10 protein-coding genes are annotated in these 13,453 nt (G+C 66.3%); 5 read left to right on the top strand and 5 right to left on the bottom strand.

What is annotated here, in order from left to right; all coding sequences use genetic code 11:
- Positions 1-154: 154 nt before the first annotated feature.
- Complete coding sequence (locus ACOOF5_RS11495; RefSeq protein ID WP_420439245.1) at positions 155-934, top strand: SDR family NAD(P)-dependent oxidoreductase; 780 nt, start codon at positions 155-157, stop codon at positions 932-934.
- A gap of 32 nt (positions 935-966) precedes the next feature.
- Here ACOOF5_RS11495 and ACOOF5_RS11490 read toward each other — a convergent pair whose 3' ends face one another.
- Positions 967-1,746, bottom strand: a complete 780-nt coding sequence (locus ACOOF5_RS11490; protein WP_420439243.1) for an alpha/beta fold hydrolase — start codon at positions 1,744-1,746, stop codon at positions 967-969.
- Positions 1,747-1,876: 130 nt separating this feature from the next.
- Positions 1,877-2,716: an SMP-30/gluconolactonase/LRE family protein gene (locus ACOOF5_RS11485; RefSeq protein ID WP_420439241.1), complete on the bottom strand. Its 840-nt coding sequence runs from the start codon at positions 2,714-2,716 to the stop codon at positions 1,877-1,879.
- A gap of 198 nt (positions 2,717-2,914) precedes the next feature.
- Between ACOOF5_RS11485 and ACOOF5_RS11480 the strand changes: the two genes are divergently transcribed.
- Positions 2,915-4,153 carry an exonuclease SbcCD subunit D gene (locus tag ACOOF5_RS11480; protein ID WP_420439239.1) on the top strand — a complete coding sequence of 413 codons (1,239 nt, stop codon included), beginning with the start codon at positions 2,915-2,917 and terminating at the stop codon, positions 4,151-4,153.
- On the top strand, positions 4,150-7,212 hold the full coding sequence (locus ACOOF5_RS11475; RefSeq protein ID WP_420439237.1) for an AAA family ATPase: 3,063 nt from the start codon (positions 4,150-4,152) through the stop codon (positions 7,210-7,212). Before ACOOF5_RS11480 ends, ACOOF5_RS11475 begins: the two co-directional genes overlap by 4 nt.
- A 278-nt stretch (positions 7,213-7,490) precedes the next feature.
- Here the strand turns inward: ACOOF5_RS11475 and ACOOF5_RS11470 are convergent, their stop codons facing one another.
- Positions 7,491-8,888 carry an HNH endonuclease gene (locus tag ACOOF5_RS11470; protein ID WP_420439235.1) on the bottom strand — a complete coding sequence of 466 codons (1,398 nt, stop codon included), beginning with the start codon at positions 8,886-8,888 and terminating at the stop codon, positions 7,491-7,493.
- A 470-nt stretch (positions 8,889-9,358) separates the two neighbouring features.
- Entirely contained in the window at positions 9,359-10,093 is a 735-nt protein-coding gene (locus tag ACOOF5_RS11465; protein ID WP_420439233.1) for an NUDIX hydrolase, read from the bottom strand.
- A 47-nt stretch (positions 10,094-10,140) separates the two neighbouring features.
- On the opposite strand from ACOOF5_RS11465, the gene ACOOF5_RS11460 reads away from it, so the two are divergent.
- Positions 10,141-11,406: an acyl-CoA dehydrogenase family protein gene (locus ACOOF5_RS11460; protein WP_420439231.1), complete on the top strand. Its 1,266-nt coding sequence runs from the start codon at positions 10,141-10,143 to the stop codon at positions 11,404-11,406.
- 57 nt (positions 11,407-11,463) lie between these two features.
- Here ACOOF5_RS11460 and ACOOF5_RS11455 read toward each other — a convergent pair whose 3' ends face one another.
- The gene (locus ACOOF5_RS11455) at positions 11,464-12,651 is read right to left on the bottom strand and encodes a CaiB/BaiF CoA transferase family protein (protein ID WP_420439229.1); all 1,188 of its coding nucleotides are present in this window, start codon (positions 12,649-12,651) and stop codon (positions 11,464-11,466) included.
- Between the two features lie 88 nt (positions 12,652-12,739).
- Here ACOOF5_RS11455 and ACOOF5_RS11450 point away from each other — a divergent pair, with 88 nt between their 5' ends.
- The gene (locus ACOOF5_RS11450) at positions 12,740-13,423 is read left to right on the top strand and encodes a nitroreductase family protein (RefSeq protein ID WP_420439227.1); all 684 of its coding nucleotides are present in this window, start codon (positions 12,740-12,742) and stop codon (positions 13,421-13,423) included.
- Positions 13,424-13,453: the final 30 nt, after the last annotated feature.

Genomic DNA, 13,453 nt, shown 5'->3' with positions numbered 1-13,453 from the left:
CCGCTGATCGGCTCTGCCTCTTGGTGAGCGCGGGGGTGGCTCGTCTCGGTGAACGGTGGCTGCGGGTAGCGTCACACCGGCCCGGATCCGGCGCGGGATTGGCCCACAACCGTTGTCAACCGCGTCCGGAGCCACCAATGAGGAGGTTCCCCAGATGCCACGTCTCGATCTCAGCGGCGCATCAGCCATCGTCACCGGCGGGGCGTCGGGCATCGGCGAAGCCAGCGCACGCCAACTTGCCGAGGCCGGCGCCCATGTCGTCGTCGCCGACCTGCAAGAAGACCTCGGCACCGAGGTGGCGTCGTCTTTGGGCGGCTTGTTCGTGCGCTGCGACGTCACCAGCGTCGATGACGCCGGCGCAGCCGTCGATGCCGCATCGGAGATGGGGCCGCTGCGTGCGCTGGTCAATTCCGCAGGGTTGGGCCGGGCCGGGCGCACCATTGACCGCAACAACGTCCCGATGGACCTCGAGCAATTCCGGTTTGTCATCAATGTGAACCTGATCGGGTCGTTCAACATGCTCGCCCAAGCTGCGTCGGCGATGGCCAAGACCGAACCCGCCGATGCCGACGGGTCACGCGGCGCAGTCGTGAACATGGCGTCAGTGGCAGCGTTCGACGGCCAGATCGGCCAAGCCGCCTACTCGGCCTCCAAGGGCGGAGTGGTGGGCATGACCCTGCCGATCGCCCGCGACCTGTCCGCTACGGGCATCCGTGTCAACACGATCGCACCGGGCCTCATTGATACGCCGATCTATGGCGAGGGCGAGCAGTCAGATCAGTTCAAGGAGCACCTCGGCCGCAGCGTGCTGTTCCCGAAGCGGCTCGGCTACGGCGAAGAGCTCGCCTTCATGGTCATGGAGTGCATCACCAATCCGTACATGAACGGCGAGGTGATCCGCGTCGACGGCGGCATCCGCCTTCCTCCCCGCTGACTCGCCAGACCGCAGCGGCGCCGGCAGGGATCTCAACCAGTCGTGTCGGCAAGAAACTCGGCGATGGCGTCGTTGAATGCCTCAGGCTGTTCTTGGTTGGCCAGGTGGCCCGCGTCGCCGATTTCCACATAGCGTGCAGCCGCGATTCCCTCCGCCAGCCGCTGCGAAGCGCGCGGCGGGGTGACCTCGTCGTGCTCCCCCACCACCACCAGCGTCGGCGCTGCGATGCGCCAGAGGTCCGGGTAGTGGTTCGATTCGGCCATCGAGTCGCATGCCCACTGGTAGCAGGGCATGCGGATTGACGGAATCATCATCTCGGCGACATGAGACCGGAGTTCGTCGGTTGCGTCGGCGCTGACGAGCCGCTGCGCCCGTGCCTCGGCGAAGCCTTCGGGACCCAGGTCGACGAAATCGATCGCCCGCGCTCGCATGGCCTCCGCCTGCTCGGGCTTCGTGCCCGCGCCGGCACTGGAGTCGGCCAGGATCAACGCAGACACCAACTCTGGGTGGCGCAGGATCAGCCGCGTCGCAGTGACGCCGCCCCACGAGACGCCGAGCACAGCGACGGGGCCGTCTGACTCGGCGGAGATCAGCGACGCAGCCGCATCAGCCCAGCCGTCGATGCCGGGGGCACCGTCAGGATCGGCCGAATAGCGGTAGCCGGGAGCGTCCCAGGCCACGAGCCGCATGCCCAAGCGCTCAGCCAGCGGGCGCTGGCCCAGAAAGGCATCAGCGCACGATCCAATGCCGTGGAGGCACAACAGCACCGGCGCGTCGTGGGCGCCATATGACCAGCGAAAGATGTTGCTCATGTCGCCTCCGTCACCAGGGGAGAATTGCCGGCCACGCTCGCTCGCCTGCTCCCCAGCGCAGATCCAGTTGGCGCGCACACATCGTGCTTGGCGAAGGAAGAGCGAAGATTCGAGCTGACGTGCAGAGCGCTCACGGGTTCAGGCGCACCTGCGCCAACGGGGTGGGCACGCCGGCTATGGACGCACGCGTGCGGAAGATGCAGCCGCCGTCATCGGTGCCGCCGCCGGTCACGACATAGAGATCACGCATGTCGGCACCGCCGAAACAGACACTGGTTACGAAGTGATCAGGCACCGGCACGGCGACGTCCGACTCACCGTCGGGCGTGTAGCGCTGTACCCGGCCACCTTCAGCCAGCGCCACCCACACGCCGCCCTCGACGTCCACCGCCAACCCGTCGGGCACTTTGCCTTCCCGCACGAACTCACGACGGTTGGATACTGCGTCGCCGTCCACGTCGGACACCCACACCCGGCCCGGGATGCTGTCGGAGTGGTACAGGCGTGAGCCGTCGGGCGAGAAGCCGATGCCGTTCGTGAGCCGCACGTCGCCGTACACCTCGTCAGCGGAGCCGTCGAGGTTGATGCGGTACAGCTCGCCCGGCACATCGGCAGATGACTCGTCGAAGGGATTGCGGCGCAGCGAACCGACGTAGACGCGGCCCAACGCATCGGTGTGCATGTCGTTGAAGCCGGCGACGTCGGGAGCAAACAGCACCTCCGAGCCAGCCTCGGTGACGTGCTGGATATTGCGCCCGCTCACCACCACGCCGCCGTCGGCGTGCAGCACCATGCCGCCCACGCCCCGACGCTTAGGCACCACCACCTCGATCTCGCCATCGGGCCTCCGCCGACGCACACCGCCGTTGGGCACATCGGAGAAATAGAAATTGTCGTGTTCGTCCACCCGGGGCCCTTCGATCAACCCCCATCCCGAACTCAGCAACTCCAACTCGAACTCCGCACTCATCGACCTCTCCCCTACTCCAAGTCCTGACAATCGCCCATCGGCCCCGGCCCATCGGCCAGCGGCCAGCGGTGTGCGGACACTAACGAACGCAGCGAGAACCGGCGCAGGGGCGACGAACTCATGCGGCAGCAATATGTCGGCGCTCGGGATTCTTGATTCTCCAGACTCGCCGTGACAGCCCCTCGGTACTCTGCGGCCGTGCGAATCCTGCACACCTCCGATTGGCACCTGGGCCGAAGTTTCCATGGCGCGTCGTTGATGCGCGAGCAGCAAGAAGTCGTTGACCGCCTCGTCGATCTGGCAGCGGAAGCCAAGGTCGACCTCGTAGTCATTGCGGGTGACTTGTACGACCGAGCGATTCCACCAGCCGACGCCGTGAGGCTCTTCGACGACGCACTGGTACGCATGCGCGCAACTGGCGCGAAGATCGTGGCGATCGCCGGCAATCACGATTCGCCGTCTCGAGTTGCGGTTGCCGATCGGGTCCTCGAACAAGCGGGCGTGACCATCCGAGGCGATGTCAGTCGGTGCCTCCAGCCGGTGCAGATCGACGCCGACGACAACGGACCACCAGTTCTCGTCTGGCCGGTGCCGTACCTCGAGCCGTCACTTGCCGGCCAGGTTCTTAACGAGCTCGGTGCAATGTCCAGCGAAGCCTCCGACGCCACAGATCCTGAAACCGAAGCTGCTGAGACCACTGATCGTGAGCGAACTCGCCGCGCCAGTCACCACGACGTCACAGCGCATGCGACGGCATTGATCCGCCGACACGCCACCGCCGCGGGCGCCATTCGCACGGTCGTGGTGGCGCACACGTTCGTCGATAGAGGCAAGACCACGGATTCCGAGCGTGATCTCAGCATCGGCAACATCGAGCGCGTCGGCCTGGACGTGTTTGAGGGCTTCGACTACGTCGCGCTCGGTCACCTCCACCGAGACCAAGCGTTCGACAACGGCCGAATCGCCTACTCAGGCAGCCCACTCGCCTACTCGTTCTCCGAGGAAGACCAGACCAAGTCGGTGCGCATCGTCGAGATGGATGCCGCCGGGCGCTGCAGCACCGAGATCGTTCCGCTCGGCGTCGGCCTTCCGCTGCGCACGCTGTGCGGCCGATTGGCCGACCTCCTCCGGGACCCTGCGTTCGACGATGCCGAGCAGGCTCGGGTGCGGTTCCAGCTCACCGACACCGAGTTGCCGTTGCAAGCTATGAAGAGGCTGCAAGCCCGTTTTCGGCACGCCGTGACGCTCGAACACCATCCCGAAGGGCGAATGTCGCCCGACAGCCAAGACGTGGTCGGCGCCGTGGAGAACTCAGAGAGCCCGCTCGACCTCATCCGGCGATTCTGGGCAGATCAGCACGGCGCCGACGCGTCAGATGCCCAGGAGGAGGTGCTGGCCTCGGCGCTCGCGGCTGCCGTCGCCGGGAACGAGACATGAGACCGCACCGCCTCAGGCTCTGCGCGCTGGGTCCCTACCCCGCAGAGACCGCGATCGACTTCGACCAGCTCGTCGCAGATGGGCTGTTCTTGATCTGGGGCCCGACTGGTGCCGGCAAGACATTCCTGCTCGACGCGCTGTGCTTCGCTCTGTACGGCGAAGTGCCCGGAGAGCGCCGCCATGACGCCCTCCGCTCGGATCATGCCCCGCCTCATGCGTCTCCCTTGGTAGAACTCGAGTTCACCGCCCAAGGCACCCGCTGGCGCATCTGTCGCACTCCTTGGCATGAGCGTGCCAAGAAGCGAGGCGAAGGCACCACCGAGAACAAGCCCGAGGCGACTCTGGAGCGACGGGAAGGAGAACATTGGGGTGCCGTCGCGCAGCGGATTGCCGAGGTGAACGCCGAAGTCACCCGGCTGATCGGCTTCACCGCCTCGCAGTTCCAGCAGGTCGTCCTGCTCCCGCAAGGGCGATTCGAGAAAGTGCTGCGATCGCGGTCCGAGGACCGAGAGCAGTTGCTCCGCACGCTGTTCGACACATCGATCTATGCGTCAGCGGCGGGTTGGCTGGACGAACAGGCCGAGCAGCGGCGCGACACAGCAGCAGGCATCGAGCGCGAACTCCTCGGCCTGCGCAGCCGGGCAGCCGATCGGTGGCGCGAGGAGTTCCCCTTCGACGAGAGCGGCGGCTCACCCGACGATTCGGCTGAGCGATCGGGGGCCGAAGACCCGGCCGATGCACCATGGCCCACTGATCAGATCGAACTCGACGAACTCCTGCGACAAGCACAATCGGCTGCCCGACGGGCCGCAGGCGCTGCGGAGACCGCAGATGCGGCACTCCGTTCGGCGACCAACGACCACAAGCAAGCGGCGCAGCTTGCCGAACGGTGGGATCGGCGCGAGAGCGTTCGGCGACAGATCAGCAGACTCGCCGACATCGACGGCGCCATCGACGCCAACCGGGAGGTCCTGCGTCTCGCTGAAGCCGCTGAAGGCCTGCGGCAACTGCTTGACGACGAAGAACGCAGCCGCAATGCGCTGGACCAGTGCATCACCGAGCTCACAGAACGCTATGACGTGTTGCAGGAATGCTGGGCCAACGCGCCGAGCCTCCCAGCCGATCTGGTCGTTCCGGCCATCGACGAGAGATCATCACCGAATCTTCTCGCTTCCACTGCCGCGCAGATTTCCCGCCATGCGGACAAGCTCGCCGAGTTCGCGGAGCTTGCCATCACCGCAGACGGGCGCGAGTCCGATGCTGCCACTGAGCGAGGGTCCGCGGCCGACCATCTGCAGGCGCGCAATGAGCTGGACGGTGCCGCCGAAATACACGACTCCAAGCGGACCAGTGCCGAAGCGGAGCTTGTCAAGGCCCAGTCAGCCGTTGATCGGATCCCGGTGCTCACTGCCGCCGCACAGCGCTCACGCGAACGGGCTGCGGCAGCAGCCGCACTCCGAGAATTTCTGCCTCGGCTTCGCGCAGCCGACGACGCCGTGCGAGCCGCACGAGCGGCAACTCTCGATCGGCGCAACGAAGAGCTGGACCTGCGTGAGCGGTACCTCGGGGGCATTGCGGCCGTGCTCGCAGGTGAGCTGGTCGACGCTAAACCGTGTCCTGTTTGCGGATCGGTTGAACATCCGAACCCAGCCGAGCCTGCTGAGGACGCCGTGCGCGTCGAGGATTTCGAGACCGCCTCGGCTGCAGTCGAAGCGGCAGTCGGCGTCGAAGAGCGCGAAGAGGCGACCCTGCAAGACATCCAATTCCGTGTCGACGAGCTGCGCGGACAGGCTGGCGGCGACGACGACGCCGATACCGCCGCCGGGCAAGCCGAGTCTGACGCCGCCGACTTGGCAGTCGCCACTGAATTAGCTGGCCGGGTGCCGGCACTTCAGGAAGCGGTCGCCCTGCACACGAGCGACGCCGGCACCGCCCGGCGGCAGTCAGGTGAAGCGGCGACGTCTGCAGCGCTGGCGTGCGAACGGGCGAAGACTGCAGAGCACGAGGCTGCAGACCTACGGACAAAGATTCGTCAAGCGATCGGCGAAGTCGCCCCCGACGAAGCCGTCGCCAGCGTCAAAGCAGTCGAGTCATGCCTTGTCGAATTGCAAGATGCAGTCGGAGCTCGCGCAGACGCCCGAACATCGCTGGACGCATTGGTCGGCACGCTCGATGGAATGCTGGAAGGGTCTCCGTTTGCGACGGCTGACGAGGCTCGATCCGCTCTGCTCGAAGACACCGAGCGCGACGAATTGCGACTACAGGTCGAGCTTCATGACCAAGCGACCCGTGATGCCGAACGCGACCTCCGCGCCGATGACCTGCAAGGACTTGCAGACGAGCGTCCCGACACCGACGCCACACAACAGGCGTCGACGGCGGCGGATGACTCGGCCAAGGGCGCCCGAGCTCATTACACCCGAGTAGCTGGCGCCCGCGACGCGATCGGCGGTTGGACTGCAGAGCATCGAGAGGCCGATGCGCAGCATGCCGCCGCCCTCGCCGAGGCTGAACTCTGGTCCGCAGTAGCCAACCGCTGCAACGGCCGATCGGCGCCGAGAGTGTCCCTGCAGCGATGGGTGCTGTCGGCCTACTTGGAGCAGATATGCAAGTTCGCCAACCGGCGACTCGGCGCCATGAGCGGCGGCCGGTACCGGCTCAGCGTCTACCGCGAGGGCGAGCGGCGCGGTGCCAAGGCCGGACTTGGCCTGCGCGTTCACGACGCCCACACCGGAGCCGAGCGCGAGGTCTCCACCCTCTCGGGCGGCGAGACGTTTCAGGCATCGCTGTCGCTTGCGCTCGGCGTCGCCGACGTGGTGACTGCTCGCACCGGCGGCGTGCGCCTCGACGTGCTCTTCGTCGACGAGGGCTTCGGGACACTCGACAGCGAGGCGCTGCAGCTCGCTATGGACGAACTGGACTGTCTGCGCGAGGGCGGCCGCGCTGTCGGCCTCATAAGTCACGTTTCCGAATTGCGTGAACGCATCCACACCGGCATCGAAGTCCATCGAACGGACAAGGGATCCGATATCACGGTCGGCGCGATTTCCCAGATCTGACCCCGGGGCTCTGAACTGACCGCCAGTGCGCTGCCTCCACCGAGCTGCAAATCAGCTGACGTCACCGCTGCAGCGACCAGCGGGTGGGTACACGTCTCCATGCAAGGCGCACAAGCTGCCGGAAGTTGCGGTTGCGGTGACCGCTGTGCTCCGCCATCGCTATTCGTCCCGAGTCCATGTTCGACGCGCTTACACCGTCCTCCAGGGCGCTGGCTGATCGCAAACGCACAGGTCAGGGTCTTGCCGCTATAGCCATACCTGCAGGCTTCCGCATCCTGCTAAGGGAATAGAGCAGGCTCCCGAGACTGAGCCGGATTGCAAGACGGAGCGGGCTTGCGGGATGGGGCGGGGTTGGGGGACGAGGTGTTGTCGGGCGGTATGAGTCGATAGCGGCCGTTGCGGCGGATGACTTGCCAGTTGTGGTCGTGGATGCGGTCGTGGCAGGACCAGCACACGAGCACGAGGTTGTCGATCTTGGTGGGGCCGCCGCGTTTCCAGGGGATGATGTGGTGGGCCTCGCAGTCGCCGGGCGGGGCTCCGCAGCCGATGCAGGCGCCGTCGCGGGCGATCAGAGCGCGGCGCTGTGCTGCGGTGGGTGCTCGTGAAGCGACGGCCTCGTAGAGCGGTGTGAGCTGATCGCCGAACAGCACCACCGTGACGTCAGCGTTGCAGCTCAGCCGATCGACCACGCCAGCGGGGAGAAGGCCGGCGCCGTCGATCTCGCCGATGCCAGAGCACTCGTCGAGCAGGTCTGCGAGGTCGGCTCGCACGATGATCTGCGTCGAGTGGGCTTTGTGTCCCTCGGAGCCTGTGCCGTCGCCGGAAGCTGTGTCGCCGCAGGTGGAGTCTTGGGGGCCAGTGTCGTTTGAGGCTGTGCGGCCCGTGGGGGCGTCGGCGAGGATGCGGTCGAGCGCGTCGGCCATGCGTTGATCACGGGTGCGAACTGCGCCGATACCATCCGAGCTGTTACCCGCTGCCTCCTTGGGTGCCACGCCGTTGCCAGCAGCGTCCTCGGGGTTCGTGGCAGTGCCGTTGCGCATCAGGCGGCGGTCGGCTCGGCGGAGACGTTCGGCTTCGTCGCGGATGCGGGCTTGAATGCGGGCACCCATCTCGGCGTCGAATGCGCCGCGCATCTGCACGGTTCCGTCGTCGCCGTTCCAAAAGCGCACGCTGCGGTTCCGTCGATTGCGGAGGTGACGCTCAGCGAGGTCCGCAGCGTTCTGGTGCTGTGCAGTCCAGCGTTGGGAGGCTTGGGCGAACTCATCGGGCGGCAACGTCTTGGCCAGATTCACGAACTCGGTGTCATCTTGCACCGCATCGGGGCTGGTGTCGCGCGCGGCGCGGGCCAAACGGGCGGCGTTCGCCATGCACATCTCGCCCTCGGCCAGCGCGGACTGTGCATCAGGCACACGCTCGAGTTCGGCTGCTGTGCGCACATTGCGCGCTGCCTCCGAGCGCGGGACTGCGGCGAGCTGGTGCAACACTCCGGCGCCGCCGTCACCGTGGCGTTCGCGCTGCGCGATCTGCGACGCCACGGCGGTCTCGAGCGTTTCGAGCTTGGCACGCAGCGGCTTTGTCAGCCCCAGCGCCTCGCGCAGCTCCGCGGTGGGCGCACCGTCGACGTCGTCGAGCGCTGCTGCGAGCGAGTCGAGCGCCTGCCGCACCTGCGAGAACATACGTTCATCCTACCAATACGGTGTCACACTCGAACACTTGTGCGCTGCCAGAATTGTTTCAGTCATATGACACTTGGAGCGCGCTCTACCAGTAGCTGACCTGCGGGAACGAGTCGCTGACCTCATTCGCACTCAGGACTCTGACCTACGTGTGTGCACACGCTGACAGTCGAGGGCTCCCGATGAGAGGAAGTTTCCCCACCCATGGGCACGGCCCATCGCGCTGCTCTGAGAGGGAGCGTCAATAGGCGCCGACCTGCGCAAATGCTCAATACCCCCGCCGTCGGTACGGGGCTGTGACCTGCAGCTTTGCTGGGCTTTCTCATGGCTTGAGCGAAATTGGCCAAAAACGGCTTCGCTTCTTGGCGCGGTCTCTTAGCCGACTGATTTCAGTGATTGTCGGCTCTGCTACGGGGAGAAGACTGCGCGAACCGCTAACCGCGGCGGCACTGGAAGCAGCGCTCGCCGGGTCAGCTCGAAGGGCTGAATGTGATGGGCAGCGGGTGGCCGGCTCGGGTGAAGAGATCCTGGAGCATCCGCAACGTCATGCCCCAGACCACCCGACCGTGACCAACCTCGATGCCCGGGAAACGCTCATCGGGCCGTGGCGGGTAGAGGTAATCGATGTGGTGCTTCGGGTCGGCCAATTCCGCCACCGATACCCACAGCGCGTCCGCCACTTCATAGTTGAGCGTCAAGTCAGGGCGGTCGCCTGCGAGCCAGCACACATGCGGGGTCACTCGCAGCGCCGCGCCCCGCCAGCGCGGATTGCCTTCCAGATCATTGAGCCGGCCGAGCCAGTGGACCCCTGCGTGCGCGGTGATGTCGAAGCCGATCTCCTCGCGGCTCTCGCGAACGGCCGTGTCGAACGTGTCGTCGTCGTCGGGTTCAGTCCTGCCGCCCGGAAATGCCATGTGACCAGACCATGGGTCGCCATTGCGGATGGCGCGCTCGATGAACAGCATCTCGGGACCGCCGTCGCCCTGTCGCACCACCGCTGCCACGGCCGCAGTCGGACCCTCATGCGAGGTATCCAAGTCCTGGCTGAGCACCTCGGACAAGCGCTCAGCCTCGAACGCCCCAACCACGGAGTGCTGCCCAACCACGACATCGCAGCGTAGGTGGCCGAGCTCGGTCGGCTCCGGGTTGCCCTCCGCCTCGACCCCGGCCGCGACGCGAACGTCGATGCGTTCGTTCTCGAGCACTGCCGACCCCGGGTTGGCCTGCAATGGCCGCTGCTACCGTCGCCGCGATGGCTGCCGAAGAATCTGAGATCCCACACAACATGCCTCCTCGCTCAGCTGCCGGCAATGTCGACGACCGTGCCCACCTACCAGCCGACGACCCGATCCCTGGCATGGACGCTGCAGTATTCGAGGCGTTTGCTGGCGAGGTTGCGCAATTCCGGGACACCGCCGTGGCGCCGAACGTGGCCCGCTGGGAGAGCGAGAAGCGCATGGCGCCCGAAGCCCTGCGGGAAGCGTCGCAGATTGGGCTGCTGGCCATGGAAGTGCCCGCGTCGCTCGGCGGGCTCGGGATGAGCTTCGCCCAGAAGTGCCACATCGTCGAAGTGCTCAGCGCCGTCTCGATGCCGTTTGCGTTCAGTTTGGTGAACACCGGCAACGTTGCCGCCCGGGTGGCAAACCTCGGCTCCGACGCCCACCGCGAGCGCTACCTCGCCGACCTCATGGCCGGGCGCCGGTTCGGCTCGACAGCGCTGACCGAGCCAGGTGCCGGCAGCGACTTCGCCAACATCGCCACCACCGCAACACCCGTCGAGGGCGGCTGGCGGCTCGACGGCGCAAAGGCATGGATCACCAACGCCGCCCACTCCGACGTCATCTTCTGCTATGCGCAGACCGAGCCGGGTTCTCGGGGCCGTGGCATCGCATCGTTCCTCATCGACGGCACCCGGCCGGGATTCGAACGACTGCCGCCTTATGAGCTAGCAGGCGGCCACCTCATCGGCACAGGCGGCTTCCGGCTCGACGGCTACATCGCCCCGGCCGAAGATCTCATCGGTCCGCCCACCCAAGCGTTCGGGGCAGCCATGTCCAGCGTGAACGGCGCCCGCACCTACGTGGCGGCAATGTGCTGCGCGATGGTGGAGGCAACGCTGGCAGGCGCGGTGCGCTACGGCACGCAACGCGAGGCATTCGGAAAGCCCGTCATCGGTCACCAGGGGCTGGCTTGGAAGCTGGCCGGCGTCCAGAACCGCCTGGAGGCGGCCCAGCTGCTCACCGAGCGAGCCGTCGCAGCCGTCACCGAGTCACTGCACACCGGCGACGCCTCCGCAGCGATCCTGCCCGCCGCGCACGCAAAGAAGTTCACCACCGAGACGGCCGAGGCCGACATCGCCGCATGCATCCAGGCGATGGGCGCAGAAGGCCTTCGCAGCAGCCACCCATGGGGTCACCATCTCGTCGGTGCCCGCATCGCCAACTACGTAGACGGCAGCACCGAGATCCAGACCGACCGCATCGCACGCTCGCTCGCTGCCACCTACGCGACAAGCTGAACCCACTGCACTATCGCTCCCCCGCCACTGCGCATGCGACAGGCCGAAGCGGCGCGCTCAGCCGAAGACGCCTTCCTCGCGCAGCGCAGTGATGTCGTCCCACGTGTAGCCGTGCTCCAGCAGGACCTCCTCGGTGTGCTGGCCCAGCTCGGGAGCCACGGCACTGGGTTCGAGCGGCGTGGCCGACATGCGGATCGGCGTGCCGATTACCGCACGGTCGCCATCGGGATGCTCCACCCGTCGCAAGTAACCGTTCTCGTACATCGACTCATCGGCGGCGATCGTTTCGTAATCACGGACCAGCCCGTAGCGAACACCGGCCCCAGTCAACACCGCCTCCCACTCTTTGAGGGTCTTCGTCGGGAACACCTCGTCAATGATGGCGACCAGCTCGGCCCGTGCTTCAGAGCTCAGCATGAGGTCCAGGAACCGTTGTTCGTCGGCGAGGTCGGGCCGGTCGAGCAGCTTGGCAAACACGGGCCACCCCGGCCCGGTTCCGCTGAGCAGGTGGATCCAGCCGTCGGCCGCTTCCACGGTGTGGAGCAAGGTGGGAACAAAAGCGTGGCCCGAATCGATCCGCTCAGGGTTGCGGCCGGTCAGCAGCGTGTAGGTGATCTCCGACGCCTGGGCATAGATCATGCCGCCCACGAGCGACACGTCGACCCGCTGCCCCAGCCCGGTCTCCCGGCGATGGAGCAACGCCGCGAGAATGCCGGTGACCATGTTCTGGCAGCCGACATGGTCGGAAATGACTGCGCCGTTCATGACCGGAGGGCCGCCGTCGATCCGGGTGGCAAACATGAGCCCGCCCTCTGCCTGACCGCTCGAGTCAGCGCCCTCACGGCCCGACTTGGGCCCGATCGGCCCGAAGGTCGAACCCGTGGCGTACACAAGCCGAGGATTGATAGCCGACAGGTGCCCATATGAGAGGCCCCACGCCTCCGTGGTCCCGGGCACGAAGTTGTGAATCAGGACATCGGTCTCGGCAACGAACCGCTCGAGCGCGCTCTTGCCGCCCGGAGTGCGCAGGTCGAGGGTGACCGACCGCTTCCCCCGGTTGCAGGCCTCGTAGTACGGATTTCGGGGATCATCGGGCGACACGGGAATGACCCGCGCCAAATCGCCCATGCCCGGCAGCTCAATCTTGATGACCGACGCTCCCATGTCACCCAGGGTCAACGCCGCCTGGGGACCCTGCACCAAGATCGACAAGTCGAGCACGGTGTATCTGTCAAGCACTCCCATCGCCGGATCGTAACCCCCGCCCGCATGTGGCAGCCCTTCGGCTCTGGTTTGCCAAACTACGACGACCACACCTCCAAGGACGGTGACCATGTCAGCTGCATCAGCGCAGCCACCCCCAGCAGATCTCTACGAAACGATGAGCACGCTGCGGGCCGTGCGCCGTCTGCGAACCGACCCGATTCCGCCCGAGGTCCTCGAACGGGTGCTGCAGGCGGCGTGCTGGGCCCCGAGCGGCGGCAACCAGCAGCCGTGGCGCGTCATCGTCGCTGCCGACCCCACCGTCAAGCAGGGACTGGCCGACATCTACGCGCCGGAATGGGCAAAGTTCGCCCAAGGTTTCTTGAAGCGATTCGAAGGCCTCCCCGCAGGCGAAGTCGCCAAGTGGGAGCGCATCGTGGCTGCGGGCGATCACCTCGCCGACCATCTTCACGACGCTCCTGCGATCCTGCTGTTCTGCGCCAACCCCGCAATGATGGCGATCACCGATGCCAACTTGGATCGGGTCAGCATGGTCGGCGGCGGCTCGGTGTACCCCGCTGTGCAGAACGCGATGCTGGCGTGTGTGGCCGAAGGGCTGGGTTGCACCCTCACGACACTGCACTGCTTCCGCGAGGACGAGGTGAAGTCATTGCTGGGCGTGCCCGACGGATGGGCAACCGTGGCGATGGTGCCGATCGGGTACCCCGTCGGCCGGGGCAACGGCCCGATCAATCGACGGCCGCCTGCCGAGATGGCCTATCGAGACGCATTCGGCCAAGCCTGGACAAGCTGATCGGCCCAGAAAGATTGCGACCTCGCCCCC

The organism is Candidatus Poriferisodalis sp. (genome assembly GCF_965214215.1).
In the GTDB taxonomy this organism is placed as follows: Bacteria; Actinomycetota; Acidimicrobiia; order Acidimicrobiales; family Poriferisodalaceae; genus Poriferisodalis.
Note: the sequence above shows the minus strand (reverse complement) of the source record. Positions and strands in the feature narration are given on the sequence as shown.